Source organism: Bradyrhizobium canariense, assembly GCF_900105125.1.
Taxonomy (GTDB): domain Bacteria; phylum Pseudomonadota; class Alphaproteobacteria; order Rhizobiales; family Xanthobacteraceae; genus Bradyrhizobium; species Bradyrhizobium canariense_A.
This window is the reverse complement of the sequence record NZ_LT629750.1, coordinates 5,514,030-5,538,772: the sequence shown is the minus strand read 5'-3', so window position 1 is coordinate 5,538,772 and position 24,743 is coordinate 5,514,030. Positions and strand designations below refer to the sequence as shown.

At 61.8% G+C, this 24,743-nt stretch carries 26 protein-coding genes; 14 read left to right on the top strand and 12 right to left on the bottom strand.

Annotated features, from left to right (window positions below; genetic code table 11):
* Positions 1-15: 15 nt before the first annotated feature.
* On the bottom strand, positions 16-762 hold the full coding sequence (locus BLV09_RS26315; RefSeq protein WP_146689459.1) for an SDR family NAD(P)-dependent oxidoreductase: 747 nt from the start codon (positions 760-762) through the stop codon (positions 16-18).
* Between the two features lie 121 nt (positions 763-883).
* Between BLV09_RS26315 and BLV09_RS26310 the strand changes: the two genes are divergently transcribed.
* Complete coding sequence (locus BLV09_RS26310; protein ID WP_146689458.1) at positions 884-1,786, top strand: LysR family transcriptional regulator; 903 nt, start codon at positions 884-886, stop codon at positions 1,784-1,786.
* A gap of 161 nt (positions 1,787-1,947) precedes the next feature.
* Positions 1,948-2,325: a hypothetical protein gene (locus BLV09_RS26305; protein WP_146689457.1), complete on the top strand. Its 378-nt coding sequence runs from the start codon at positions 1,948-1,950 to the stop codon at positions 2,323-2,325.
* A 12-nt stretch (positions 2,326-2,337) separates the two neighbouring features.
* Here the strand turns inward: BLV09_RS26305 and BLV09_RS26300 are convergent, their stop codons facing one another.
* Together BLV09_RS26300 and BLV09_RS26295 are read right to left on the bottom strand one after the other, a co-directional pair.
* Positions 2,338-3,159, bottom strand: a complete 822-nt coding sequence (locus BLV09_RS26300) for a Cof-type HAD-IIB family hydrolase (RefSeq protein WP_146689456.1) — start codon at positions 3,157-3,159, stop codon at positions 2,338-2,340.
* A gap of 38 nt (positions 3,160-3,197) precedes the next feature.
* Positions 3,198-5,597 (bottom strand): glucan 1,4-alpha-glucosidase, encoded by a 2,400-nt coding sequence (locus BLV09_RS26295; RefSeq protein ID WP_146689455.1) that lies wholly within the window; start codon positions 5,595-5,597, stop codon positions 3,198-3,200.
* 191 nt (positions 5,598-5,788) lie between these two features.
* On the opposite strand from BLV09_RS26295, the gene BLV09_RS26290 reads away from it, so the two are divergent.
* Both BLV09_RS26290 and BLV09_RS26285 read left to right on the top strand, forming a co-directional pair.
* Positions 5,789-5,977 carry a hypothetical protein gene (locus BLV09_RS26290; RefSeq protein ID WP_100385154.1) on the top strand — a complete coding sequence of 63 codons (189 nt, stop codon included), beginning with the start codon at positions 5,789-5,791 and terminating at the stop codon, positions 5,975-5,977.
* 246 nt (positions 5,978-6,223) lie between these two features.
* Complete coding sequence (locus tag BLV09_RS26285) at positions 6,224-7,477, top strand: MFS transporter (protein ID WP_146689454.1); 1,254 nt, start codon at positions 6,224-6,226, stop codon at positions 7,475-7,477.
* Positions 7,478-7,544: 67 nt separating this feature from the next.
* Here BLV09_RS26285 and BLV09_RS26280 read toward each other — a convergent pair whose 3' ends face one another.
* The 3 genes from BLV09_RS26280 to BLV09_RS26270 are packed head-to-tail and all read right to left on the bottom strand — an operon-like array spanning position 7,545 to position 9,101.
* Positions 7,545-8,282 carry a DUF899 domain-containing protein gene (locus BLV09_RS26280; RefSeq protein ID WP_146689453.1) on the bottom strand — a complete coding sequence of 246 codons (738 nt, stop codon included), beginning with the start codon at positions 8,280-8,282 and terminating at the stop codon, positions 7,545-7,547.
* A 28-nt stretch (positions 8,283-8,310) separates the two neighbouring features.
* Positions 8,311-8,772 (bottom strand): SRPBCC family protein, encoded by a 462-nt coding sequence (locus tag BLV09_RS26275; protein ID WP_146689452.1) that lies wholly within the window; start codon positions 8,770-8,772, stop codon positions 8,311-8,313.
* Positions 8,655-9,101, bottom strand: coding sequence for an ArsR/SmtB family transcription factor (locus BLV09_RS26270; RefSeq protein WP_146691304.1), 447 nt, complete (start codon positions 9,099-9,101; stop codon positions 8,655-8,657). Before BLV09_RS26270 ends, BLV09_RS26275 begins: the two co-directional genes overlap by 118 nt.
* 188 nt (positions 9,102-9,289) lie before the next feature.
* On the opposite strand from BLV09_RS26270, the gene BLV09_RS26265 reads away from it, so the two are divergent.
* Complete coding sequence (locus BLV09_RS26265; protein ID WP_146689451.1) at positions 9,290-9,589, top strand: hypothetical protein; 300 nt, start codon at positions 9,290-9,292, stop codon at positions 9,587-9,589.
* A 90-nt stretch (positions 9,590-9,679) separates the two neighbouring features.
* On the opposite strand, the gene BLV09_RS26260 is transcribed toward BLV09_RS26265, so the two are convergent.
* Positions 9,680-9,949 carry a DUF3551 domain-containing protein gene (locus BLV09_RS26260; RefSeq protein ID WP_146689450.1) on the bottom strand — a complete coding sequence of 90 codons (270 nt, stop codon included), beginning with the start codon at positions 9,947-9,949 and terminating at the stop codon, positions 9,680-9,682.
* 85 nt (positions 9,950-10,034) lie between these two features.
* Positions 10,035-11,012, bottom strand: coding sequence for a Bug family tripartite tricarboxylate transporter substrate binding protein (locus tag BLV09_RS26255; RefSeq protein WP_146689449.1), 978 nt, complete (start codon positions 11,010-11,012; stop codon positions 10,035-10,037).
* Between the two features lie 136 nt (positions 11,013-11,148).
* On the opposite strand from BLV09_RS26255, the gene BLV09_RS26250 reads away from it, so the two are divergent.
* The 3 genes from BLV09_RS26250 (at position 11,149) to BLV09_RS26240 (ending at position 15,221) form a co-directional block, all read left to right on the top strand.
* Positions 11,149-11,568 carry a VOC family protein gene (locus tag BLV09_RS26250; RefSeq protein WP_146689448.1) on the top strand — a complete coding sequence of 140 codons (420 nt, stop codon included), beginning with the start codon at positions 11,149-11,151 and terminating at the stop codon, positions 11,566-11,568.
* Positions 11,569-11,731: 163 nt separating this feature from the next.
* Entirely contained in the window at positions 11,732-13,318 is a 1,587-nt protein-coding gene (locus tag BLV09_RS26245; protein WP_146689447.1) for an AMP-binding protein, read from the top strand.
* A 196-nt stretch (positions 13,319-13,514) separates the two neighbouring features.
* Positions 13,515-15,221 (top strand): amidohydrolase, encoded by a 1,707-nt coding sequence (locus BLV09_RS26240; RefSeq protein ID WP_146689446.1) that lies wholly within the window; start codon positions 13,515-13,517, stop codon positions 15,219-15,221.
* Here BLV09_RS26240 and BLV09_RS26235 read toward each other — a convergent pair.
* Entirely contained in the window at positions 15,215-16,315 is a 1,101-nt protein-coding gene (locus BLV09_RS26235) for an HD-GYP domain-containing protein (RefSeq protein ID WP_146689445.1), read from the bottom strand. The two genes, BLV09_RS26240 and BLV09_RS26235, sit on opposite strands and share 7 nt — an antisense overlap.
* A 320-nt stretch (positions 16,316-16,635) precedes the next feature.
* On the opposite strand from BLV09_RS26235, the gene BLV09_RS26230 reads away from it, so the two are divergent.
* Together BLV09_RS26230 and BLV09_RS26225 are read left to right on the top strand one after the other, a co-directional pair.
* On the top strand, positions 16,636-17,424 hold the full coding sequence (locus BLV09_RS26230) for an alpha/beta fold hydrolase (RefSeq protein WP_146689444.1): 789 nt from the start codon (positions 16,636-16,638) through the stop codon (positions 17,422-17,424).
* An 87-nt stretch (positions 17,425-17,511) separates the two neighbouring features.
* The gene (locus BLV09_RS26225) at positions 17,512-18,186 is read left to right on the top strand and encodes a dienelactone hydrolase family protein (protein WP_146689443.1); all 675 of its coding nucleotides are present in this window, start codon (positions 17,512-17,514) and stop codon (positions 18,184-18,186) included.
* Between the two features lie 78 nt (positions 18,187-18,264).
* Here the strand turns inward: BLV09_RS26225 and BLV09_RS26220 are convergent, their stop codons facing one another.
* Positions 18,265-18,996, bottom strand: a complete 732-nt coding sequence (locus tag BLV09_RS26220; protein WP_174556569.1) for a polysaccharide biosynthesis/export family protein — start codon at positions 18,994-18,996, stop codon at positions 18,265-18,267.
* A 192-nt stretch (positions 18,997-19,188) separates the two neighbouring features.
* A complete protein-coding gene (locus tag BLV09_RS26215; protein ID WP_100385142.1) occupies positions 19,189-19,506 on the bottom strand; it encodes a hypothetical protein in 318 nt (105 codons plus the stop codon).
* A 351-nt stretch (positions 19,507-19,857) separates the two neighbouring features.
* On the opposite strand from BLV09_RS26215, the gene rpsT reads away from it, so the two are divergent.
* The gene (gene rpsT / locus BLV09_RS26210) at positions 19,858-20,133 is read left to right on the top strand and encodes a 30S ribosomal protein S20 (RefSeq protein ID WP_146689441.1); all 276 of its coding nucleotides are present in this window, start codon (positions 19,858-19,860) and stop codon (positions 20,131-20,133) included.
* A 356-nt stretch (positions 20,134-20,489) separates the two neighbouring features.
* Here rpsT and BLV09_RS26205 read toward each other — a convergent pair whose 3' ends face one another.
* The gene (locus BLV09_RS26205) at positions 20,490-20,840 is read right to left on the bottom strand and encodes a hypothetical protein (protein ID WP_146689440.1); all 351 of its coding nucleotides are present in this window, start codon (positions 20,838-20,840) and stop codon (positions 20,490-20,492) included.
* A 502-nt stretch (positions 20,841-21,342) separates the two neighbouring features.
* On the opposite strand from BLV09_RS26205, the gene dnaA reads away from it, so the two are divergent.
* The 3 genes from dnaA (at position 21,343) to BLV09_RS26190 (ending at position 24,671) form a co-directional block, all read left to right on the top strand.
* Positions 21,343-22,776, top strand: coding sequence for a chromosomal replication initiator protein DnaA (dnaA, locus tag BLV09_RS26200; RefSeq protein WP_146689439.1), 1,434 nt, complete (start codon positions 21,343-21,345; stop codon positions 22,774-22,776).
* A 336-nt stretch (positions 22,777-23,112) separates the two neighbouring features.
* Entirely contained in the window at positions 23,113-24,231 is a 1,119-nt protein-coding gene (dnaN, locus tag BLV09_RS26195; RefSeq protein ID WP_100385139.1) for a DNA polymerase III subunit beta, read from the top strand.
* A gap of 74 nt (positions 24,232-24,305) precedes the next feature.
* On the top strand, positions 24,306-24,671 hold the full coding sequence (locus BLV09_RS26190; RefSeq protein WP_146691303.1) for an endonuclease domain-containing protein: 366 nt from the start codon (positions 24,306-24,308) through the stop codon (positions 24,669-24,671).
* The last annotated feature ends 72 nt before the right edge of the window (positions 24,672-24,743 follow it).

The following is a 24,743-nucleotide window of genomic DNA, read 5'->3' as shown; positions in this document are numbered from 1 at the left end:
CTTGAGGCTGTCGGCCTACAGTTTCGAGCCGCCATCGACCCGGACGGTGTCGCCATTGACCCATCGCGCATTGTCGGAGGCCAGGAACGCGACGACGTCGCCGATGTCGTCGGGTTGCGCGAGCCGCTTCAGCGCCTGCATGCCGAGCGTGAAATCGCGTCCCGCATCCGTCTTGGTAAAGTTCGACATTTCGGTTTCGACCACGCCGGGCGCGACCGCGTTGACGCGGATGCCGCGCTGGCCGAGCGCGGAGGCGAAGTGCTTGACGAGGGTGTCGATCGCGCCTTTCGTCGCGGCGTAAGCAGAGAGGTTGCCGACCGAGGCGTGCGCCGCCAGCGACGAGACCAGCACGACGCTGCTGCCGGTGCCGAGGATCGGCAGCAATTGCTGCACAAGGAAGAACGGCGCGCGGACATTCACGGCGAACAGATTGTCGAAATCCTCCACCGTGGTCTCTTCGATGGTCGCCGCCTTGGAAATCCCGGCGTTCGAGACCAGGATATCGAGGCGATCGCCGACGATGGCGTGCACCTCTTTGGCAAGCGCCTGCGCACCATCGGGCGCGGCGAGGTTCGCCGACACCGTTTGAGCGCGGCCGCCATTGCTGCGGATTTCCTGGACGACGGCTTCGGCCTCGTCCTTGCCGCGACCGTAATGGACGAGCACCTGCGCGCCCGCCTTTGCCAAAGCCAGCGCGCTGGCGCGGCCGATACCGCGCGATGCGCCGGTCACGAGGGCGGTTTTGCCTGAAAGATTGGTCATGATCGATCTCCGAAAAGCACAGCCCAGCGCCATGCCGATGGCGCATGAAATATCCTCCACTTGAACTTTCTAAAAAGACTTTGTAGGCTCTCGACTATGCCTGGTAGGCATGGAAGCAGCTATGGAATTACGCCATCTCCGATATTTCGTGGCGGTCGCCGAGGAAGGCAGCCTGACGGTTGCCGCCGAGCGCCGGCTGCACACGTCACAACCGTCGCTGAGCCGGCAGATTCGCGATCTCGAATACGAGGTCGGCGCGTCCTTGCTGACGCGCAGCGTTCACGGCGTTGAACTGACGCCGGCCGGAAAAGCGTTTCTCGATCACGCGCGGCTGGCATTGGCCCAGGTCGAAGCGGCGCGCGAAGCCGCACGTCGCGCCGCGCAGCCGGAAAAACCCGGCTTCGCGCTCGGATTCCTCACGGGTCAGGAAATGGATTGGCTGCCTGAGGCCATGCACATCCTGCGCGATGAGCTTCCCAATGTCGACGTCACCGTCACCAGCGAATATTCGCCGAACCTCGCCGATGCGCTGACGCGCGGCAAACTTGACCTGGCTTTCATGCGGAGGGAGTCAGATGCCGCCGATCTCGTTTTCAAGACGGTGACGCGGGAGCCGCTTGTGATGGTCATGCCGAGCGATCATCGCCTCACCGCCAATGCCAGCGTCGACATCCGCGAGATCGTAGGCCAACCCTTCATCAACGTGTCCAGGACCGCACCGGCGCTTCGCGCGGTTATCGACGATTACATCCGGCAGACCGGCCTCAAGATTACGCCGGCGCATGAAGCGGACAATCTCGCCATGGCCATCTCGCTGGTCGCTTCCACGCGAGGCCTCGCGTTGTTGCCGCGCTATGCGCAAAACTTCCTGCCCTGGTCGGTTGTCAGCCGTCCGATCAAGGGTGATCCGCCGACGATCGACCTCGTTGTCGGCTACCACAAGGCGAACGCATCACCGATCCTGCGGCTGTTCCTGTCGAGAACCGACGAACTCATCAAACGAGTCTCGGCGGCAACAAGGTGAAGTTTCGCTTTCGTCGGACATTCGTTGTTTCGTGACGCGTTAGGGATGTTCATCAAGGTAAACGACCGACTCACGTTGACGCATTCTGCTGTCCAATTAGACCATCCGCACAGCCGAGGTTGTCCAGCAACCTCAGAGGTCTCCAGTCAGCAGGTATTTTCATGTCTCGCGTTGTTGCCGCGCTTTTCGCCACCTCCATCGTCGCCGCGCTCATTCCGTCAGCGGCGTCCGCCGGCTGCTACTCCTGCTATGCGCCACCACCGCCGTGCGGCACCTGCTATCAGCAGCAGGTCGTGCCCCCGCAATATCGTACCGTGCAGGAAACCGTGATGGTTTCTCCCCGCCGCGTCATCGCTCACCGTACGCCGGCGCAATATCGGACGGTGATGGTGCCAAGGACCGTGATGGTGGCGCCGGAAGGCGTTGAATACGAGCAGGTGCCGGCTCAATACGCGACCCAGGAGCATGTCGAGATGGTTGCTCCGGGCTACACCACCTACGCGCCGGTGCAGCCGCGTTGCGGTGCTTGCGGCTACTGAACCGGCCCTCGCCTACTTGGTCTTCTTCAGGATGAACTTGCGCACCGCCTTGGCAAAACCTTCGTCCTGATTGCTGTCAGTCACCTGGCTTGCCTGCGACTTGACGTCGTCGCTGGCATTGCCCATGGCGATGGAGAGCCCGCTTTTGCGGAACATGAGGACGTCGTTGGGCATATCGCCGATGGTCGCGATCTGCCCGGGCGAGATGTTCTGCAATTTTGCCAGCGTCAGCACCACCGCACCCTTGTTGGCCTGCGGATGGGTGACATCGAGATAATAGGGTTGTGAGCGCGCGGCACTGGCGCGCTCGCCCAATTTTTCCTGCGCCAGCTTTTCGCAGGCGGCGACCCGATCGAGATCATCGGAGACGCCGACGATCTTGACCGCATCGGCCAGATGCGCGTCGGTGAAGGAATCCACGATTTTCGCGTCGAACTTGACCGTCCAGGTCTCGCGCGCCACATGCGGGGCCTTGGCGTCGCGGATCAGCCACTCCTTTTCGGTGTAGAGCCAGGCGTCGAGGCCCTGATCAAGGATCAGCTGAAGCGTCTGTTTGGCGATAGCGGCATCGAGCAGATGGCTTTCGATCACCGACAAATCGGGATTGACAAACACGCCGCCATTGAAGCCCGCGATCGCGCCCTCGAGCTTGAGTGGCGCTATCAGCATACTCATGCCGCGCGGCGGCCGGCCGCTGGTGAGCGCCAGCGTGATGCCGGCATCGCGCAATTCCTGCGCCGCAGCCGCGGCCTGATAGGTCAGCACCTTGTCCTGGGTTACGAGTGTGCCGTCGACATCCGCCAGCAGCAGTTTGATATCCTTTTGTCCGCTCATCGTCTCCCATCCCATTTCCGCATTGCCGCTCAGGCCCGTCAGTCCGCCTTGACGATCCCGACCTGGAAATCGGCGCCTTCCCAGCGGCTTTGCTTCGGCCAGAAAATGGTGAAGCGTACTGTGCCCTCACTCGTGAGGCGCGCGGTCGGCAGATCCAAAATGTGCATGCCAAGCCCGGTCGCAACGGTCGGACTATCGGCAATCGTCGCCCAATTGTCGGTTGACCAATGAATCTGCGCCTCTTCCAGAAATTCCAGGCGCAGGATACGGCCCGGCGCAATGCGGTCGACCCTTGACGTGAGCTGCCAGACGATCGGCGCCGGGGCGGGTGTGCTTTTGACATAGCGGTTGAGCGTCTGCGGCGGCATGTCGAAGACCGCGTTGTCCCGGAGCGACCGCAGAAGCTTGATGTGCTCGGCGTGCGCCCATACCAGCGGCATCGCGCTGCCCGAAGGCCGGCCGAGAAATAATTCCTTGCTCGGGATGTCGTCGCTGTCCCAGATCTGCTCCGGGATAAGGCCGCCCGGACTCGCGGACGCCTCGAGCGTCGCCAGCAGCCGCCGGGCCTCCTGCGGCCGGCCGGCGGCGAGTTCGTAATGCGCCCGTTCGCCCGTCAATAGCGGCCACAACCGGCCGATTCCCGCGCCGTCGAACGGCGCGCCGTCTTCATGTTCGCCATAACCGTCGTCGTTGTAGCGATACCAATAGGGGCCTGCCGGCAGGTCGCGCTTGAGCAGCGCGTCAATCGCTTTCACGGTATTGAGGATGCGCGGATCATCGGCGGCGCGAAGGCCGAAACGCACCAGCGCGAGCGCGTCGGGACTGATCAGCAGCCCGGCCTGGACGGCTTCGTTTCCATTCGGCCGGTTGCGAATTGGAATAAGCCCGTGCGACCTCGCATTGGCATCGCCGGACGAAAAGCCGATACGCATGTAATAGCCGTCGATGCCGAGCTGGCGCGAGATTTCGGTATCCCTCGCATAGGCCCAATCGTCGATCTGTTCGTTCCAGCCATCTGCCGTTTCCGTCAGATACCGCGCGATCGCGCTTTGGCCCGCGGCCTCCATGGCCTCGGCGGCAGCGAGCAGCGCGGAAATTTCGACGGCGATGGTGAAGGCAGAATAGCCGCCATCCTCTTCCCAGCGATCCTGCTGGGTCGCAGGTCCGTTACGCACGATATAGCCCGCCGCGTCACGGATCATGTCGACATAGCGCCCGCGGTCCGCAGGCTCGATCGCGCCCGCACGGAGCAGCATGTCATAGAGCAGGATCGGAAACCCGGTCTCGTCGATCTGAATGCCGCCCCAGTAAGGCCTGCCGTCGAGCCAGGAATTCTGCGACCAATGTCCATCCGCTTCCTGGATCGCAACCAGATAATCGAGCACGGATTTCGCCGAGGCCACGCCTCCGGCAGCGAGCAGGCCGCCGGCGGTTTCAACGAGGTCGCGCGGCCAGACCAGATGGTAGCCGCCGAGATCGTCATCGCTTTTGGAAAAGCCCCAGGGAATCGAAAGGCTGGCAATGATGGCGCCCGAAGCCTCATCGCGATGCGTGGACAATACCGCCGTGCTGACGCGATAGCGATTCAATCCGCTGGCATCGCAGGGTTCGTCGAGCGGCAGAAGCTCAGCCTGCTTTTGGCGCCAGCCCACGCAATAATGTTCGAGCGCGAGCCGTGGATGTTGCAGGCTCAGCAGCGCGCGCAGCCCCGCTTCCTCGGGCATCGCGCCGACGCCGATTGCCAGCACCACCCGCCCATCATGCGCGGCCAGATCCAGCGTTCCCGCGATGGCGACATTGCCGTTTTCCGCCCGGTCGAATTCCTCTCGCAAGCCTTGTCCGCGCGACAGCGTCTGCCAGGCATCGGAAATTCCGACATAGCCGGCTGAACGCGCCAGCCATGGCACCGACGACGCCACCGCCAGCGCGGTTCCCCGGCCCTCGGCAAACAGCATCGCGTGTCCCTTGAAATTGCCGCACCAGCCGGTGTTATCAGCGCCCGCATTGACCAGATGCGGCGCGATGATGGCATGAAGCTGATAATCGGCGAGCGTGCCGACCAGCGCCTCAAAGTGGATCTGCTGCAACACGACTTCGCGCAGCGGATCGGAAAAAACCGTCTTTGAAATCCGGTAGCGGCCGTCGATCGAGGTGTTGACCAGCCTGAATGCCGGAACGCCGTCTTCGATCATTTCGACCGTTTGATTGGTGGCGCGCTTTTCTTCCGAGAAGTAGCCATTCGCGGTGACGATGAATCCAAAATCCCGGATGCAGGCGCTATCGAGCCTGGGCGCGTAGATTTCGTTGAGAATGCCGTGGCTGATCGTGAACCAGATGCGGCTTTCCGCGCGCGCGGCCGTGCCTACGGCGGTCTTGGCACTCGAGGTCCACCGTGGGGGAATTCCGGGAGATCCGCGCGGCGCCGTGAAGTCGGTCAAGCGTCATGGTCCTTCTTGCAGGCCGGAGGCCCGCCCAAACCGGCGAATGCGGGCTTGGGCGATCTAACCACATTTTGAACCACCGATGCCATTGCCGCCCACCGCTCAAATTCAACGATATTGTGATGCCGATCACACGGGAATAACCCGCTTGCTCCTATGATCTAGGCGTTAGGATAGGAGTGGCGGCAATGATCTGGACCCTGTGGACCCGTAAAGAGATCGTGCTCATCGCTGCAATCTTGGCGTTTGCCGGCACGGCTGCGTTTCTGTCGGTCAAGTTAACCCGGCCGAAGCCATTCGAAAGTTCAGTTTTGACTCAATGGCAATGCACCAAGACCGCGGGAATTATCACGGTCTGCATCAAGAAGAACGGCTGAACGGAGTAGAGGCGGAACCCGTTCGCCGCAATGACGGCGGGCGAGATTTTTCGCCACGGCAAGGCTGGCTGAAGGTGCGGTTTCTCTGGCGTGATTAATGCTCGCCCCCGCTGTTCGATGCCATTGCAAGAGCGGCCGCCCATGCACCGGCATGATGCTACGTCGGAGCGGCCTTCAGTAACGCAACTATTCACCTATCGGATTCTGTGAAACATTGTGCCTCACACGTCATTAGAGGCACTTTCCATGGCTATCGCAGCATTATCCGGCTGGACCCGCGAACAGAAGCACGTCGTCGTAGCAAGCTTTCTCGGCTGGGCGCTGGATGCATTCGACTTTTTCCTTCTGGTGTTCGTGCTGAAGGACATTGCCGCGGAATTCCACACGGATATTTCGGACGTCACGATTGCCATTCTGCTGACGTTGGCGATGCGCCCCATCGGCGCGTTCATTTTCGGCCGCGCCGCCGACCGTTGGGGCCGCCGGCCGACCTTGATGGTCAACATCCTCCTCTATTCGGTCCTCGAATTCGCTTCAGGCTTTGCGCCAAGCCTGACGGTGCTGATTGTTCTGCGCGCCCTGTACGGCGTGGCGATGGGCGGTGAATGGGGTGTCGGGGCTTCGCTCACGATGGAAAGCATCCCGCCGCACGCCCGCGGGTTCGTCTCGGGCCTGCTGCAATCGGGCTACCCAACCGGATACTTCATGGCGTCGATCGTCTACGGCGTGCTGTTCCCCTATATCGGGTGGCGCGGCATGTTCATGGTCGGCGTGATCCCGGCTTTGTTGGTGTTTTACATTCGTCGTACCGTGCCGGAATCGCCAAGCTGGAGCAAAGAGGCATCAGCCGAACGCGGCGGCACGTTGACGGTCCTGAAATCGCACTGGCGGCTCGGCATCTACGCGGTCGTGCTCATGACCGCGTTCAATTTCTTCAGCCATGGCACGCAGGATCTCTACCCGACATTCCTGCAGGTGCAACACAAGCTGTCGCCGCACGCGGTCGGTATCATCGCCGTGATCTACAATATCGGCGCGATCTGCGGCGGCATCCTGTTCGGTACACTGTCGGAGCGTTTCGGCAGGCGGCGATGCATCATCATTTCGGCGCTGCTCTCCCTGCCGGTGATCCCGCTTTGGGCGTTCTCGGACAGCCCGGCGTTGCTGGCGGTCGGCGCTTTCCTGATGCAATTCACGGTACAGGGCGCCTGGGGCGTCGTGCCGGTGCATCTCAACGAATTGTCGCCGGACACCGCACGGGGCACGTTTCCCGGCTTCGTGTATCAGCTCGGCAATTTGCTGGCGTCCGTGAACGCGACGCTGCAAGCGGGCATCGCCGCGCATTACGGTGGGAATTATGGTCTCGCGCTCGCCGTCGTCGCGGGGTCGGTTGCGGTCGTTATCGCCGTGCTGACGGCCGTCGGCACCGAGGCCAAGGGAATCGTCTTTGCCAAGGCGAAAGTTGCCGTGCCATCAGTGGAGCCAACCGCCGCAGCGTAGACCCGCTCACGTTTGCGAAGCCGCCATGAATCATTGGCCCAGGGCGGCGTGATCGCTTCGCTCCCGATCAGGTTCGGCAGCAGGCGGCTGTGCCTGCGGCGGGCTGATACTGGTCGCGAAGCCGGACCCAATCCATCGGGTACGGCAATCCTTCTTCGTGACGGCCCAGCGGCGTCAAATCGAGATAGTGATAGGCGGCGTTCATCATGTCGAGGCCGCGCGCAAAGCACGAATATGTGTGAAAGACGTCTCCGGCGGCGTCGCGATAGAATACGCTGATGCCGGGCGCGTCCTCGATTCCGAAACCGGAGGTGCCGAAATTGTAGGCCTTGGCGCCCCGCTCGATCTCGTCCTTCGTAAACGAAACCCCGTAATCGTAGTTGAAGTCGCTTGCTGCCGAGGACAGCCAGTCGAACGTCCAACCCATCCGAGCCCTGAACGCGAGCAGTTTTGGCAGCGGCGCCCGTGAGACCGCGACCAGCGTGGTGTCGCGCGCGGCCAGATGGGGGATCATCCGTTCAAATCCGTCCGCCCAGAACGAGCAGCTCTTGCAGCCCTCATTCCAGTCGGGTGCGAACATGAAATGCTGCACCACCAGCTGGCTCCGCCCCGCGAACAGATCGGCCAGCGTCTGCTGGCCATCAGGTCCTTCGAACACATAGTTCTTGTCGACCTTGACCCAGGGCAGATCGCGCCGCTCCGCGCTCAACCGATCGCGCACCCGGGTGTATTCCTTCTCATGGGCCAGATGCGCCTTGCGCGCGGCGATCCATTCTCGACGCGAGACGATTTTGTGCGGTTGCATGGCCGGCTCTCCTCTGCATGTGGTCGTTTCAGGCGACGTATTTTTCCAGCTTGTCGAGCGAGCCGATCCAGCCGCTTTCGTGGCTGTCACGCGCGGCCTGATCGAAGAACTGCTCGTGGTGGAGCGTGAGCAGCGTTCCGTCGCCGTCGGGCTTCAGCGAGACCGTCACCAGTGATTCCCGTTCCGGTGTCGAATGCCACGCCCAGCTGAACACCAGCCTTTCGTTCGGCACCAGCTCGCGATAGACGCCGCCGACTTCGTGATGCTGGCCATCCTCCATGTCGAGGCTGATGCGGAATCGGCCACCGACCCGCGCCTCGATATCGGCGTGCACCGAGCCCGCCCTGACCTGCGATGGCCCGAACCATCGGGCTATTTTTTCCGGGTCGGTCCACGCCGCGTAGACTTTTGCCGGCGCGGCATTGAGCCGACGTGTGAGGGTGAGGCTCGGTCTGGCGGCGTCGCGGGCAGCGCTGGATTTGATGGCCATTGATCTCCCTCCACAAAAGCAGCAAGGCGGTCGAGGCTTTCGGACCAGAAGCGCTGGTAGCCATTCAGCCAGTTCATCGCCTGCTCCATCGGCCGGGCGGTCAATCGGCATGACACGATGCGACCGGTTTTGGCGCGCGCGATCAGGCCCGCGTCCGACAGCACATCGAGATGCTTCATGATCGCCGGCAGCGACATCGCGAATGGCTGCGCCAGTTCGCTCACCGAGATGCCGTCTTGTTTGCCAAGACGCGCCAGCAGTGCCCGCCGCGTTGGGTCCGCGAGGGCGGCAAAGGTCCGGTCCAGACCATGTTCGCTATACTTAACCATAAGGTTTAGTATGTGCCGAGAGTGAACCATCGTCAAGGGCGCTGGCAATTCACCTTGGATCTGGGACGGCAATCCGCCGCACGACAGGCCGGTCAACGAGCACAGCCCTACAAAGGAATGTGAGCCGAAGCGCCGGCGGGAACCCTCCTCCACGCTCGTTTGTTTAAATGCCAAATGGAGGACCGGCCATGAAGGCATTGGCAATCGGTTGCGTCGTTCTCTCGGCGCTGTTCTCGACGGCGGCCTATAGCCGTGGCGGCGGGGGCGGAATGGGTGGCGGCATGGGAATGCATCACTCCGCTTCCTCGACCGGCGGCGCGTTTGGTACACGCCCGGCGGCGCCCGGAACGAACTCCGCCGGAACGGCGCTTTCGTCCGGCGGCAGCGCGCCTGGCGCGGGCCCTGCGCTCGGAACCGGCGATCCGGCCGTCGACCGCGAAGATCGCAAGGCTGCGCGAATGGTTTCGTCGATCTGCAAGGGCTGCTAGAATCAAAGCCGGAGTTGCCGGAATTAAGCCGGCGAACAGAATAAGCTGCCGGCGCGACGGCGTCACACCGCGCCCACAAACGTCGATCAATCAACGCCCATCATAATAATCCAGATAAGGCGACCGGCCGTGCCTCGGCTGCCGGAACGCCACGCGCGGATTGACATTGCAATAAACGTTTCGCCCGGACGCGCTCGCCATGCACTGGGCGTAGCTCCGGTAAGAGCAATCGCCGGGAACACCAACACCCCACCCCTGGATGCAATAGGGGTAGTCGAACGCCGCCGCAGGCCCCGCGCCGGCCGTGATTGCGGCGGCCACTGACAGCAAAGATAATCCTGTCAACATCGTGTTGCGCATGTTGCGTCTCCTCCGCACAAGCACCGGGCTCTTGTATCGCCTGTTATCTAAAACAGGACCGCCCCGGTAGCGTTCCATCGACGGTCTAATCTATCCGCAAGCCCGCTGCCTTGACCACTTTCTCCCACTTATCGGTCTCGGCCTGCATCATCGAACCGAAAGCCTCTGGTGTGCTGATCAGGGGATCACCGCCCAGCTCGGTCAAACGATCCTTTACATTTGGCTCGGCCAGAATCTCGTTGATCTCATGGTTCAGCTTCGCGATGATTTCGGGCGGCGTCTTCTTCGGCGCGCCCATGCCGAACAGCGCGCTCGCCTCATAGCCCGGAACGGTCTCGGCGACCGTCGGCACATCGGGCAATTGCGAAGAACGTTCCGCGGTCGTCACCGCCAGCGCGCGCAGCGACCCGGCGCGGATATGCTGAATGATCGAGGGCATGTTGTCGAAGATCACCTGAACGCGGTTGCCCATCAAATCGGTGATCGCGGGCGCCGCGCCGCGATAGGGGACGTGCAACATCTTCGCGCCCGTCATCAGCATGAACAACTCACCCGACAGATGCAGCGACGTGCCGTTGCCGGATGACGCCATGTTGACCTTGCCGGGATTGGCTTTCACGTAATCGATGAATTCAGCGACCGCCTTTGACGGTACGCCCGGCGCGACCGTCATCACATTGGGCACGCGATTGAACGACGCAACCGGCGCAATATCGCGCATGAAGTTGAAATTGAGGTTGGCGTAGAGCGAGGCGTTGATGAAATTGGCGGGGTTGACCAGCAGCACCGTGTAGCCATCCGGTTCGGCATTGACCACGGTCTCGGTGCCGATGTTGTTGCCCGCGCCCGGCTTGTTCTCGATGATGAATTGCTGTCCCAGCCGCTCGGAGAGTCGCTGGCCGATCAGCCGCGCAAGAATGTCGGTGGCGCCTCCGGCCGGAAATCCGACCACGAAACGCACCGTGCGCGTCGGATAGTCGAGCGCAAAAGCGCCGCCCGTCGACCAGACCAAAGCCGAAAGGCCCGTTGCAGCCAGACCTATCGCGGCGCGCCGTGAAATCATAAGTTTCTCCCTCGCCGCGGCTTTGGTTGGCGCCCGGCCTGTTGTTGTTGAATTGACAAACGCCGGCGTTGTAACAAACAAAGCGCCATGCGGCCAGTGCGGCACGGCGTCTCCAGCCGCGACGAAAGGATAAGCCATGTCTGTTAAGGTCAACGCGCTCGATCACCTCGTGATCAATGTCTCCGACGTTGCGCGCACCGCCGAATGGTATCGAAAAATCCTCGGCATGGAGATCAGGGTGTTCGACCCTGGCCAGGGCAAAACCCCGCGGACATCGCTGATCTTCGGCGATCAGAAAATCAATGTGCGGCCGCGCGACGCCGACAAGGTCGAGTGGTTCACGGCGGACCATGAGGCCGCCGGCAGCGACGATCTGTGCTTTCTCACCGCCAGCACGCCGCAACAGGTGGTCGCGCATCTCAAGGCGTGCGGCGTCGTGATCGAGGAAGGCCCGGTGGCGAAACAGGGCGCCCGCGGCAACTTGCGCTCGGTCTATTGCCGGGATCCCGACGGCAGCCTGATCGAGATTTCGTCGTATGAGGACGGCGCCGTCTAGCGCAACACCCCCGCGATAATCGGTAACTCAGCATGGCCGGGCGCGTCCCGGCCAAGAGAAACGAGAGAGTGCCCGTTCCGATTTGCTCGCCGCGCGATCCGGTGGCAAACATACTTCCAAGCAAAATAGACCAAGCGGCCACCAAGACCGCACGGGAGGATACATGTCGAACGCATTGGGCGCGCCCGGTATCGTTGGGCCGTTTGCCGGGATGGACGTGCCGTGGCTGTTGCGGATGCGCGCGGAAACACGCCGCGATCATCCGTTTCTGATCTGGGCGCCGTTCGATGCGCCGGCGCGAAAATGGACCTATGGCGAATTTCACGACCGCGTCGGCGCGCTGGCCGCCGGTCTCGCCAAACGCGGCGTCAAGCCGGGTAACTTTGTCCTGATCCATCTCGACAATTGCATCGAGGCGATGCTGACCTGGTTTGCCTGCGTCGAGCTCGGCGCCATCGCGGTCACCACCAACACGCGCTCGGCGCCTGCGGAGATGGAATATTTCGCTGGCCATTGCGGCGCGGTTGCCGCGATTACGCAGCCGGCCTACGCCGAAATGATCTCGGCACGGTGCTGCGGCTTGCGCTGGCTCGCCGTGATCTCGCATGACCCGGGGACGACCACTGCGCCAGGGGCCATTGCACCGCGCGGTGAGCGCTTCGAGGCACTGTTCGCCGACAGCGCCGACCGGCCGCGCCGCGCCACCGATCCCGCAGCACCTTGCAGCGTGCAATATACTTCCGGCACCACGTCGCGCCCGAAGGCGGTGCTGTGGACCCATGCGAATGCACTGTGGGGCGCCAAGGTCAACGCCGCGCATCAGGATCTGCATCAAGACGACGTGCATCAGACCTATCTGCCGCTGTTTCACACCAATGCGCTGGCTTATTCGATGCTGGCGAGCCTGTGGGTGGGAGCGACGTGCGTGATCCAGCCGCGGTTTTCCGCGAGCCGGTTCTGGAGCGTCGCGCTGGAGCACGGCTGCACCTGGACCTCGACCATCCCATTCTGCATGAAAGCGCTGCTCGAGCACGAAATTCCGACGCAGCACAAATTCCGCATTTGGGGCACCGCCGTGTGCGAGCCGCCGCCATTTGCCATGTTCGGCGTCAAGATCATCGGCTGGTGGGGCATGACCGAAACCATTACCCACGGCATCGTCGGCGAGATCGATCAGCCCAACACGCCGATGTCGATCGGTCGCGCCGCGACGGAATATTCGATCCGCATCACCGATGATGACGGCAGGCCGACCGAGGTCGGCGGCACCGGCAATCTCCTGATCAAGGGCATTCCGGGGCTGTCGCTGTTCGCGGAATATCTGCACAACGAGAAAGCTACCCGCGAGAGTTTCGACGAACACGGCTATTTCGTCACCGGCGACCGCGTCACGCTGCTGGAACACGGCTTCGTCAAATTCGGCGACCGCGCCAAGGACATGCTGAAGGTCGGCGGCGAGAATGTCGCGGCTTCCGAGATCGAGCAGGTGATCGCGGTGGTGCCGGGCGTGCGCGAAGCCGCTGTCGTCGCGAAAAAGCATCCGATGCTCGACGAGGTGCCGGTGGTGTTCATCATTCCGCAGGAAGGCGTCGAGCGCGCGCCTCCGGAATTGCACGACAACGTCATGTCCGCCTGCCGCAGCGCGCTGGCGGACTTCAAGGTGCCGCACGAAATTCGCTTCGTCGACGAGATGCCGCGCTCAACGCTGGAAAAGGTCGCTAAGGCCGAGTTGCGCAAGATGCTGGGGTGATTTAGCCATGCCGCAGCCAACGCTGATTTGAACTTTATTCGTCATTGCGAGCCAACGGGTCGGCGCAATGCGCCGCCCGATGACAGGCTCCGCGAAGCAATCCAGGACAAGCGACGCAGCCGGACTGGATTGCTTCGTCACTGACGCTCCTCGCAATGACAATGGTAGAAACAACACAAGAAAAGGAAACGGCGGCATGGGCCTCGGATTGCGATCAAGAAGAAACTTCATTGGTGGCCTTGCGCTCGCCGCGACCTTGCTGCCAGTCAGTGGCGCCTCCGCACAAACTGCCGACACCGTGCTCTTCAACGGCAAGATCGTCACGGTCGATAAGGATTTTTCAATCCGGGAAGCACTGGCCATCGGCCACGGCCAGGTGCTGGCGACCGGCACCAGCGCAGCGATGAAGAAACTTGCCGGCAGCAACGCAAAGCAGATCGATCTCGGCGGCCGCGCCGTCATTCCCGGCCTCACCGACGGGCACATTCACGGCATCCGCGCCGCGCTGACCTTCGGCACGGAAGTAAACTGGATCGGCGTGCCGACGCTCGAGCAGGCGCTGGATAAAATTCGTCAGGCCGCGCAGACCCAGAAGCCGGGCTCATGGATCGTCGTGGCTGGCGGCTGGACCGAAGAGCAATTCGCCGAGAAACGCCGGCCGACACCTCAGGAGGTGGCCGCGGCCGCACCGGACAATCCGGTCTACATCCAGCATCTCTATGACTGGCTCCTGCTGACGCCAAAGGCCATGGAAGCGCTCGACATTCACGACGACGCGGACGTCACTCCCGGCGGCAAGCTCGAACGCGACGTTGACAACAAGCCAACCGGCGTGGTCGTCGCCAATGGCAATGCGCTCGGCAAAATCTTTGACAAACTGCCGAAGCCCACGCTGGAGCAGCAGGTCGACGGCTCCAGAAAATTCTTCCGCGAGATGAACGGTCTCGGGATTACCGGCATCGTCGACGGCGGCGGGGTGAGCATGTATCCCGCCAACTACCAGGCCGTATTCAAGCTATGGCGCGACAAGCAGCTCACGCTGCGCGTCGCCTATCACCTGTGCGCGCCAAAACCCGGCAGCGAACTTGCGGACCTGCAGAACCTGACGCAGTTGCTGCCGCAGGGTTTTGGCGACGCCATGCTGCATTTCAACGGCCCCGGCGAGATCCTTGTGTGGGCCGACTGGACCGATGGCGACATCACGCCCGACGGCAAGACCAAGCTCGCCGAATTGCTGCGCTGGGCCGCATCGAAGGGCTACACCATCCAGATCCACTGGAATCCGGACCGTAGCGTGCACGACCTGCTCGATATCGTCGAAGGCATCGAGAAGGATTACCCGGTTCGCGATCTCAGATGGACGGTGCTGCATCTGTACAATGCGTCCGAGGACAATCTGAAGCGGATGAAGGCGCTGGGCCTGATCTGGGGCGTTCAGGACGGTCTCTATTTCGGCGGCGAGCGGCTGCAGCACGATGTCGGCGTCGATCAGGCAAAGGCGATGCCGCGGATCGCGACGGCCATGAAGCTCGGGCTGACGGTCGCCGGCGGCACCGACGCGCATCGGGTGTCGTCCTACAATCCGTTCGTGGCGCTGCAATGGTATCTCGACGGCACCACGATCGGCGGCACACAGACCCGCGATCAGGCGGAAGCCCCGAGCCGCCGGCAGGCGCTCGAGATGTACACGCGCAATTCCGCTTTCATGGCCAATGACGACGACAGACGCGGCACGCTCGAGCCCGGCAAGCTCGCCGACCTCGCGGTGCTGTCCGCGGACTATCTGACCGCGCCGGTCAAGGACATCGGACGGATTCGCTCCGTGCTGACGATGGTCGGCGGCAACGTCGTCTACGCGGCGTCACCGTTTGCGAATTTGGCGCCCAAGCCGAGCGATCAATAAGACGATCCCATGGCCACCGGGCGGAACGCCTGCAGCAGGTGCTGGTCGAGCTTGCCGCCCATCTGTTCCATGACCATGAACGCCTTGGCGTGCGTGAAGGGCAACCGGTAGGCCCGGTTCTCCACCAATGCTGCGTGAATGTCGACGATCGTGGTCAGGCGCACGATATCGCTGATCTGATCGTCACGCAGGCCGTCCGGGTATCCGGTGCCGTCAAGGAATTCATGATGGTGCAGGACCACGTCGAGCATTTCAGGCGGAAAGCCGCCTTGGCCTGCAAGCGCGTCATAGCCCAGACGCGGATGCTTGCGGATCTCGTTCATTTCCTCGTCGGTAAGTTTTCCCGGCTTGTCCAAGAGATCGACCGAGATGAACGCCTTGCCGACATCGTGCAGAAGTGCTGCGCGCGCCAGCCGCCGCTGATCGTCCTCGCGCATACCAAGATGCTGCGCGAACGCCACCGCAAAACCGGTGACGAACAGGCAATGCCGGTAGCTCGCGGTGTGATGGCAACCAACCGTGGTCAGCCATTCCCGCAACGAGGAGTGCTTGATGGCCTTGAGGATCTTGTTCTCGGCCTCAACGATGTCGTTCAAGGTCAGCGGAGCGCCTGCCGGCAGCTTCTCGAATATCTTGACCATTACCTTATGCGCGGCGGCGACGCCGGTGTTCAGGGTTTTGCCGCGATCGGTCGCGTCGTATCCGTCATTATCGGGGAAAGCGGCGCGGATGCGTTGCAGGATGCCCTCGGCATTGAGCGGCCGCGATATCGTATCCGTTGCGCCCAAAGCCCAGGCCTGCATCGAGCCATGGTGAAGGGCATCCGCCAGAACGAACAACCGCGGCATGGAACTATACGCCTCGGTGCGCAGCTTATTGCGAACGCGCTGCACGCTCTCGGCCGATCGCAGATTGATATCGACCACGATGCCCGCAAAATGGCCGGCGGGCACGTCGGGAATATCCGACGTCGAGATGGTATCAACTTCGCTGACGGATTGCAGAATGCTGGCTAATTCGCTGCTCTGATCGCTCCGATCCGACGCCAGCAGCAACCGGCGTTTGGTCGAAGTCTTTTTGGCTAGAGCTGTCATGGAACCTCTTCAACTTGCGGCGTTGGCCGACAGCAAAAAGCTACCTCACCACGGGTTCCCCGCGCCTTAATAGGCGTTATGAACGCGCGCCTACCGCGAAGCGTAAAAATTTAACGGACGAAATTTTTTTGCGTTCCTGATGCGGCTCAACTTGATCGATGCCTGGTCGTCGTTACGCTTTCATCGCATTGGCGGACTTCACGTTGTGCGCTGCGGCAAAATTTGTCGTGCGCGTGTCAATCGATGGCGCTTCCGCATTTCCCAACGGCGAGAAGATCGCGCTAGGATAAATCCGTGAATGCACTGTTCGGGAAGCCGCGATGCCGAAGATCAATCGTGACGGGGTCAACATCTATTACGAAATCCATGGCAGCGGGCCTCCGCTGATTTTGACCCACGGCTATTCGTTGACATCGGCGATGTGGAGCGGGCAGATCGAGGCGCTATCGAAACACCATCAGCTCGTGCTGTGGGACATGCGCGGCCACGGCCAATCCGATTACCCCGATGATCCCGCTGCCTATAGTGAAGCGCTGACGGTCAGCGACATGGCGGCGCTACTCGACGAGGTCGGCGCGGACAAAGCCATCGTCGGCGGCCTGTCGCTCGGTGGATACATGTCGCTGGCCTTTTATCGTGCGCATCCCGAGCGGGTCAGCGCGCTGCTCATCATCGACACCGGACCAGGCTTCAAGAAGGACGATGCCCGCGAGGCCTGGAACAAGCGCGCACACGATACCGCCGACCGCTTCGACCGCGAAGGCCTCGCCGTTCTGAAAGCAGCCAGCCGTGAACGCTCGACGGCAAGCCATCGCGACGCGTCGGGGCTGGCACATGCCGCGCGCGGCATGCTGACCCAGCGCGATGCCCGAGTGATCGAACTGTTGCCGGAGATCAAGGTGCCGTCACTGGTGGTGGTCGGCGCCGATGACGCGCCGTTCCTTGCCGCCTCCGATTATATGACTGCGAAAATTCCGGCTGCGAAAAAGGTGGTAATCCCGGCCGCCGGCCACGCCGTCAATATCGACCAGCCTCAGGCATTCATCGCGGCGGTGTTGCCGTTCCTCGATGGGCTTCCGCGCGGCGCGGAACGAATGGCCCGATCATAAGTTTGCGAGGCTATCGAGCGGCACTCGCGGAAAATTCTTCGAAACGATAAACCCTCTCCAGTGCAACCCCCAACAAATGGATGAACCGTGGGACAAGATATCAAGCTGAAGGCTTCGGATGGTTTCCAACTGGGCGGCTATCGCGCCGATCCCGCAGGCGCGCCCAAGGGCGCGGTGGTGGTGATCCAGGAGATTTTTGGCGTCAATCATCACATCCGTTCGGTTTGCGACCGTCTCGCAAGCGCCGGCTATGTCGCGGTGGCGCCCTCGATCTTCGACCGTATCGAGCCCAACTTCCAGAGCGGCTATTCGCCGGACGAGATCGCGGTGGCGCGCAAATTCGTCGCCAATCCGGATTATCCGGCGATGCTGATGGACACCCAGGCCGCGATTGACGCGGTCAAGAATGCCGGCCCGGTCGGCATCATCGGCTTTTGCCTGGGCGGCAGCGTTGCCTATGCGGCCGCGACCAAACTATCGGGGCTATCGGCGGCGATCGGCTATTACGGCGGCGCCATCGTTCGCATCGCCGACGACAAGCCAAAGGTGCCGACCCAATTGCATTTCGGCGAAAAGGACACCGGCATCCCGCTGACCGACGTCGACACCATCAAGAGCAAACGGCCGGACGTCGAGGTCCATGTCTATCCGGGCGCACAGCACGGCTTCAATTGCGACGAACGGGCGAGCTACGACAAGGTCAGCGCGGATATCGCCTGGCCGCGCAGCCTCGATTTCCTTGCCAAGCATTTGAAGAAGTAGGCGGCGCGATTTTTCGCATCGGCTTGCGCTGGTCATTGCGGGGCGTGCGTCAGCACGAACCCGTAAATGACGGTAGCACTAGAACCAGCGTTCGTTGACGAGAACGGTATCGCCCGGGTTCAGCGGCGTGCCCAGCGGGACCACGGTGCGCATCGCGCCCGAGCCTTCGGTATGGGTCAGGGTAACCTGATCACGTTTGGCCCGCGGCGAGAAACCACCGGCGATCGCGACGGCGCTTTCGACCGTCATGTTGGGCACATAGGGATATTGGCCGGGTGCTGCGACTTCACCCAGGATGAAGAACGGCCGATAGGATTCGACCTCCACGGCCACCGACGGTTCGCGGATATAGCCATTGCGCAAGCGGCTGCTGATTTCGGTAGCCAATCTCGCCGGCGTTCGTCCGCGCGCCGGCACCGCCCCGATCAACGGCATGGTGATGGAGCCACCGGCATCGATCGCATAGGTGTTGGTGAGACCTTCCTGGCCATAGACCACGACTCGCAACTTGTCGCCGGCGTCGAGCCGATAGGCGTTGTCATAGGCCATTGGCCCAGGCGCAGCCGCATACGCCGCCGAGACAGCAGCAGGCACGGGTGAAGAATAATTCGGGCCCGACGAAGCAAAGCTGGCGCGAAGCGCACTGATGGCGCCCCCGCCATCCGCCACGCTGGACGGCGAGGCGGCAGCGCCTCGAGGCGCCGCCTCATAAGGCTGGCCGTAAGCCATGTAATCGAGATCGCTTTGCGGCTGCGCGGTCGCGACCGGACCGGATGTGTGCATGCAGCCCGACAGGACGAGCGCGGTCATGGCGGCAATGATCGGTAATCGAAACGCGCGCGCAACCCGCACCGGAGCCATTCCTCATAGCGAGACAGCTCAAGTCTTGCACCGGTTATGGTTAACAAAAGGTATTTGCCGCGCGATATCGCCAGCAGACTCGGATGTTCGAAAGGCCGCCGCAGCTACGCCGAAGCCTGGCGGCAGAACATCACAGCTGCATCAGCTCCGCGAATAACCGATCAGCGGCTTGCGCGGACGGAACAGCACCATCAGCAAAATGCCCAACACGCCCATCACGGCGAAGACCGGCTGATCCAGCACGAACCTCGCGATGCTGCTCCAGAGCCAGGGTGCATGGCTCTCCACCCAGGCGCGGAATGTCTGCTGGCTGGATTGATGGATATCGTTCCAGAACTCACCAAAGCGGGTAAAGCGCAGGGCCTGATCGGCCACCCAGCGCGCCCCATCATAGACCATGAAGACAAATCCGCCGGCCAGCAGCAGGAGCCCCACAAGTCGGAAAAAACCGCGGATCATCCGTCAACCTCTCACTGGCGCGCCCCGAATGCCGTCAGCCATTAGCGGGGTACCCTGAGAAATTCAACCTCATCAGCACCTTATCGGCGCGTCCGGTCCAAACTTCCCGGTTCCGGGGCGGCCGGAAGGCGTTGACGCTGCAAGCTGCGCCCTTTATAAGGTTACCAATGGCGGCGGGCGCAATCCCGCCGCCGCTATTCTTTGAGAGGCGCCGTCATGTGAGCATTTTCGCTCCTGACATGGCATTCCTCGGGAATACCCGGAAACACACCAGCGTCGATCATGCGGTTGAGCGGCCGGCGCGTTTTAGCCCGACCACCCGCGACCGGTCACTGCAAGGAATTTGAGACCATGGCCAATACGACCTCTGCCAAGAAGGCGACACGCAAGATTGCCCGCCGCACGATTATCAACAAGTCGCGCCGCACCCAGATGCGCGGCGCCGTCCGCAACGTCGAAGAGGCGATCAAGAGCGGCGACCGCGAGGCGGCGCTGAAGGCGATGGCTCACGCCGAGCCGGAATTGATGCAGGCCGCGCAGCGCAACATCATTCACAAGAACAATGCGAGCCGAAAGGTGTCGCGTCTCGCGCACCAGATCGCCAAGCTCGCCAAGCTCGCCAAGTGAACTGATCGAAACAGACATTTCTCAAAGAGCCCGTATCAAAGAGCCCGGCAGTGCCGGGCTCTTTTTGTTTTGAGCGGCCCCATTGGCGCCGCCGAATTACCGCATACGGCATGACTGCGTGTCCGTGATTCTACTTGATGCTATTTTGCCGCAGATGAAACACGGCGCGTGGACGAGAAACGGCCGCCTTGCGCCATCGAAATAGCAGCGTGCCTTGCCTTTTGTTCGAGCACGACGAGCGGGAGTTACCCTGAAAAAGAATCTCGAAAAACTCCGCTTCGCTAATCACTTACCCCCATAGCGGGTTCAAGCGCTCTGAAAATCGGGTTTCACGACCAGCGATTGTAAAGAATTTATTAAAAATTTTCGCTGTTGCAGCGAGATTTGTGACAACGCCCCACGCGCACGATTCTGTGCGGTGATTCAAAAACTTGCTTTCCCGTTTCGTAATTGCTGCGCCGCGTCCGCCGGCGCGGAGTCGTCGAGCGCCTCGAATCAAGGCATTGCGAGAAATCACCCATCGTGTATTTCTTTAATCGTTCGCGGCGTCCACGGCTCTCCAGATCAGCGCGGTTTGAGAACCAGGGGCGAACGTGCAAATCGGCGGCGGTGTGCGCGTTAGCGACGCTTTCCAAGCGATCGTTGGGTTGTTGCTCATAGCAATATGGGCGCAGCGGTTCTGTGTCGAAATTTCTCAGGCGAGGCATTCGTGTCTCGTTCGTTACGAAGAAGAGAGATACGTACCAGCAACCGGTTTCCCGATCGCCGGACGCGGAGCAGGTGGACGAGGAGGGCTGAGACAGGCGGCTAGCGGCTGAACGATTTTGAGCTTCAGGCGTTACCGACCCGATTTGAGACACATCTAGAAGGACAGCTTGCCGTGAGCGATCGCGGTGAGGGGGGAGGTTGCATGTTTTACGAAATCATCGCGGCGGTCGATCAGATTTCATTTTCAAACGATACCGTAATTGTTGACTCGGACGCCGCGAGTACGCGGCCTCCTGCGCGTGCTCCCGATAGACCGTTGAGTACACGCTGACCTCGCGGACGCTTTCTTTTCCAGCCGAATATTCTGCCATCCGGCGTTTCGCCGAACGGCTTGTCTATGGCTGAAGAAGAAATTCCGCTTGAGGTCACGCCGCGTGGAGCTTCCACGCAGCGGTTTTCATCACTTCAAAGATTTACTCCTTTCAGAAGAGTCGTCAGGCAATGTCAAACATGGAACAGGATCGCTGGTCACGCGTGAAGGGTCGGTTGCGCTCGAGCGTCGGAGAAGACGTCTACACGAGCTGGTTCGCGCGAATGGATCTGGAAGGCGTGCAGGACGAAAGCGTCCGCCTGTCGGTTCCGACGCGCTTTCTCAAGAGCTGGATTCAGGCGCATTACGCCGAACGCGTGCTCTCCTGCTGGCAGGCCGAGATGCCGGAAGTGCACCGGATCGACCTCACCGTGCGCACGGCGATGCGTTGCGCGGCGCCGGTAAAGGACGCGCCCGCGGCGGTCGATGCGCGCCGCCCCGAGCGGCTCGACGGCCGTCCCGCGCCCGAACTGCGCGCGACCGCGATCGCGCCGGTGTCGGCCAGCCATGACGCGCTCGGCGGCTCCCCGCTTGATCCGCGCCTCACCTTTGCGAGTTTTGTCATTGGCCGCTCCAACACGCTGGCGCATGCGGCCGCGCGTCAGGTCGCGGAAGGACGGCGCGGCGACCCCGTGATGTTCAATCCGCTTTACATTCACGCCGGCGTCGGCCTGGGCAAGACCCATCTGCTGCAGGCGGTGACCTGGGCCGGCAACTCCGGCAACGAACGCAAGGTGCTTTATCTCACCGCGGAAAAATTCATGTACGGCTTTGTCGCCGCGCTCAAGACGCAGACGGCGCTCGCCTTCAAGGAAGCGCTGCGCGGCATCGACGTGCTTGTCATCGACGATCTGCAATTCCTGCAGGGCAAATCGACGCAAGCCGAATTCTGCCACACGCTGAATGCGCTGATCGACGCCGGACGCCAGGTGGTGATCGCAGCCGATCGTCCGCCTTCCGATCTCGAAAGCCTCGACGATCGCGTGCGCTCGCGGCTGGCCGGAGGGCTCGTGGTCGAGATGGGATCGCTCGGCGAGGAATTGCGGCTCGGAATTCTGAAGTCGCGCGTCGCAGCGGCCCGCGCGCATCACGCCAGCTTCGATGTACCGGAAGCGGTGCTGGATTATCTGGCGCGAACCATCACCCACAATGGCCGGGATCTCGAAGGCGCCATCAATCGCCTGCTGGCGCACAGCAAGCTCAACGCTCAGCCGGTCACGCTCGAAATGGCCGAGCGCGAAGTACGCGACCTGATCCGTCCGCAGGAACCCAAGCGCATCAAGATCGAGGACATTCAACGGGTGGTGGCGCGGCAGTACAATGTCAGCCGCTCGGACCTGCTGTCCTCGCGCCGTACCGCGAATGTGGTTCGCCCGCGCCAGGTCGCGATGTATCTCGCCAAGACGATGACGCTGCGCTCGCTGCCCGAGATCGGCCGCCGCTTTGGCGGGCGCGATCACACCACGGTGCTGCATGCCGTGCGCAAGATCGAGGCCCTGGTCGTCAAGGACGTGGCGCTCTCCGAAGAAGTCGAATCGCTCAAGCGCCAATTGCAGCAGGAGTGAATTTTTTCCTGCTGCTGGCGCGAGCCGAAACGAGCGAAGCCCGCGCCAGGGTTGGGTAGGAGCCTTTGGGGTGGTGCTTGATGTTGGCCCCGCCCCTCCCCCCTTCCCGCAAGGAGGAGGGGCGGACAACGACATTGTTTTTGAAGATTTCCCTTCGGCAAAACGTTGGAAACGGCGTGAGGGTCTCTTGCGCTGGCGGGCCATCCGCGCCACCCTGTGGTCCCCCCTTAGGGTCTGATCAAATCCAGCTTTGATCGGGCTTTTCGGGTTTCAAACGCCCGGCGCGCCCCTTGGGCCGCCCGGCTTTTTCCATCTTCGGATCGGGCGGATAGTACAATGAAGGTTACCGTCGAACGCGCGCAACTCCTGAAATCGCTGGGACACGTCCACCGTGTGGTGGAACGCCGCAACACCATTCCGATCCTCGGCAACGTGCTGGTCCGCGCCGAAAGCGCCCGGCTGTCGCTAAAGGCCACCGACCTTGACCTCGAGGTGACGGAAACGCTGGCAGCAGAAACCGGAACCGGCGGCTCGACCACCGTGCCGGCGCATATGTTCTACGACATCGTGCGCAAACTGCCTGACGGCGCGCAGGTCGTGCTGGAAGGCGACGGTGATCGCTCGGTGCTGGCGATCCGCGCCGGCCGATCGCGCTTCACGCTGCAGACCCTGCCGGAAAATGATTTCCCCGATCTTGCCGCCGGCGACATGACGCATTCGTTTACGCTCGCCGCCTCCGACATGAAACGGCTGATCGATCGTACCCAGTTCGCGATCTCGACGGAGGAAACCCGCTACTATCTCAACGGCATCTATCTGCACTCCGCCGGCACCGCCAAGAGCGCAACCCTGCGCGCGGTGGCGACCGACGGGCACCGGCTCGCGCAGATCGATCTGCCATTGCCGAGCGGCGCATCCGGCATGCCCGGTGTCATCGTGCCGCGCAAAACCGTTGGCGAAGTGCAACGCCTGATTGAGGACAATGAAGCCGAGATCCAGATCGAGTTGTCGCAGGGCAAGATCCGCTTCACCATCGGCAATGTGGTGCTGACCTCGAAACTGATCGACGGCACCTTTCCGGACTACGGCCGTGTCATCCCGCAGAACAACGACAAGGAGCTGATCGTCGACAAGAAGGATTTCGAGGCCGCGGTCGACCGCGTCTCGACGATCTCGAGCGAACGCGGCCGCGCCGTGAAGCTGGCATTGTCGCCGGGCAAACTCGTGCTGTCGGTCACCAACCCGGATTCCGGAAGCGCCACCGAAGAACTCGAAGTCGAATACGCCTCCGACGCGCTCGATATCGGCTTCAATTCGCGTTACCTGCTGGACATCGCCGCGCAAATCGAGGGCGAGGTGGCGGTGCTGAAACTGGCCGATCCGGGCTCGCCGACGCTGGTGCAAGACAAGGAGTCCAAAGGCGCGCTCTACGTGCTGATGCCGATGCGGGTGTAGGCGCAAACGGCGCTCTAGTCTTCCCTCTCCCCTTGCGGGAGAGGGTGGCGCCGAAGGCGCCGGGTGAGGGGTTCGTGCCGCAGACGCCACACCATCGGCCGACAGCCAAGCGCATCCGTAATTTCGCAAAGAAGATGCGTCGCGAACCCACCGACGCCGAAGCGGCTATGTGGCGATTGCTCCGCGATCGACGGTTAGCTCTCTTTAAATTTCGCCGGCAGGTTCCCTTCCAAAGCTTTATTCTCGATTTCGTTTGCTTCGAGAAACGCATCATCATCGAGATCGATGGCAGTCAACACGCGTCATCTGAGCGTGACACGGAGCGAGATCTCGCTCTGATCGCTAACGGTTTTCGAATAGCGCGTTACTGGAACAACGACGTGTTGCAACAGCCTTCAGCCGTTTTGGAAGATCTTCTCGCAAAGCTTGCCGAGCCGTAAGATACCCCTCACCCGTCGCCTCACTTCGTGAGGCGCCACCCTCTCCCACAAGGGGAGAGGGAAGAAAAGATC

What these genes read in the sequence shown, in the direction of transcription:
- BLV09_RS26220 (WP_174556569.1), bottom strand. Translation starts at nt 18,996, where the DNA reads ATGACCGCGCTCGTCCTGTCGGGCTGCATGCACACATCCGGTCCGGTC.
- BLV09_RS26275 (WP_146689452.1), bottom strand. Translation starts at nt 8,772, where the DNA reads ATGGCCATCAAATCCAGCGCTGCCCGCGACGCCGCCAGACCGAGCCTC.
- BLV09_RS26215 (WP_100385142.1), bottom strand. Translation starts at nt 19,506, where the DNA reads ATGATCCGCGGTTTTTTCCGACTTGTGGGGCTCCTGCTGCTGGCCGGC.
- BLV09_RS26240 (WP_146689446.1), top strand. Translation starts at nt 13,515, where the DNA reads ATGGGCCTCGGATTGCGATCAAGAAGAAACTTCATTGGTGGCCTTGCG.
- BLV09_RS26280 (WP_146689453.1), bottom strand. Translation starts at nt 8,282, where the DNA reads ATGCAACCGCACAAAATCGTCTCGCGTCGAGAATGGATCGCCGCGCGC.
- BLV09_RS26230 (WP_146689444.1), top strand. Translation starts at nt 16,636, where the DNA reads ATGCCGAAGATCAATCGTGACGGGGTCAACATCTATTACGAAATCCAT.
- BLV09_RS26310 (WP_146689458.1), top strand. Translation starts at nt 884, where the DNA reads ATGGAATTACGCCATCTCCGATATTTCGTGGCGGTCGCCGAGGAAGGC.
- BLV09_RS26255 (WP_146689449.1), bottom strand. Translation starts at nt 11,012, where the DNA reads ATGATTTCACGGCGCGCCGCGATAGGTCTGGCTGCAACGGGCCTTTCG.
- BLV09_RS26285 (WP_146689454.1), top strand. Translation starts at nt 6,224, where the DNA reads ATGGCTATCGCAGCATTATCCGGCTGGACCCGCGAACAGAAGCACGTC.
- BLV09_RS26290 (WP_100385154.1), top strand. Translation starts at nt 5,789, where the DNA reads ATGATCTGGACCCTGTGGACCCGTAAAGAGATCGTGCTCATCGCTGCA.
- BLV09_RS26235 (WP_146689445.1), bottom strand. Translation starts at nt 16,315, where the DNA reads ATGACAGCTCTAGCCAAAAAGACTTCGACCAAACGCCGGTTGCTGCTG.
- BLV09_RS26260 (WP_146689450.1), bottom strand. Translation starts at nt 9,949, where the DNA reads ATGCGCAACACGATGTTGACAGGATTATCTTTGCTGTCAGTGGCCGCC.
- rpsT (WP_146689441.1), top strand. Translation starts at nt 19,858, where the DNA reads ATGGCCAATACGACCTCTGCCAAGAAGGCGACACGCAAGATTGCCCGC.
- dnaN (WP_100385139.1), top strand. Translation starts at nt 23,113, where the DNA reads ATGAAGGTTACCGTCGAACGCGCGCAACTCCTGAAATCGCTGGGACAC.
- BLV09_RS26250 (WP_146689448.1), top strand. Translation starts at nt 11,149, where the DNA reads ATGTCTGTTAAGGTCAACGCGCTCGATCACCTCGTGATCAATGTCTCC.
- dnaA (WP_146689439.1), top strand. Translation starts at nt 21,343, where the DNA reads ATGTCAAACATGGAACAGGATCGCTGGTCACGCGTGAAGGGTCGGTTG.
- BLV09_RS26305 (WP_146689457.1), top strand. Translation starts at nt 1,948, where the DNA reads ATGTCTCGCGTTGTTGCCGCGCTTTTCGCCACCTCCATCGTCGCCGCG.
- BLV09_RS26315 (WP_146689459.1), bottom strand. Translation starts at nt 762, where the DNA reads ATGACCAATCTTTCAGGCAAAACCGCCCTCGTGACCGGCGCATCGCGC.
- BLV09_RS26265 (WP_146689451.1), top strand. Translation starts at nt 9,290, where the DNA reads ATGAAGGCATTGGCAATCGGTTGCGTCGTTCTCTCGGCGCTGTTCTCG.
- BLV09_RS26300 (WP_146689456.1), bottom strand. Translation starts at nt 3,159, where the DNA reads ATGAGCGGACAAAAGGATATCAAACTGCTGCTGGCGGATGTCGACGGC.
- BLV09_RS26270 (WP_146691304.1), bottom strand. Translation starts at nt 9,101, where the DNA reads ATGGTTAAGTATAGCGAACATGGTCTGGACCGGACCTTTGCCGCCCTC.
- BLV09_RS26205 (WP_146689440.1), bottom strand. Translation starts at nt 20,840, where the DNA reads ATGCCTCGCCTGAGAAATTTCGACACAGAACCGCTGCGCCCATATTGC.
- BLV09_RS26245 (WP_146689447.1), top strand. Translation starts at nt 11,732, where the DNA reads ATGTCGAACGCATTGGGCGCGCCCGGTATCGTTGGGCCGTTTGCCGGG.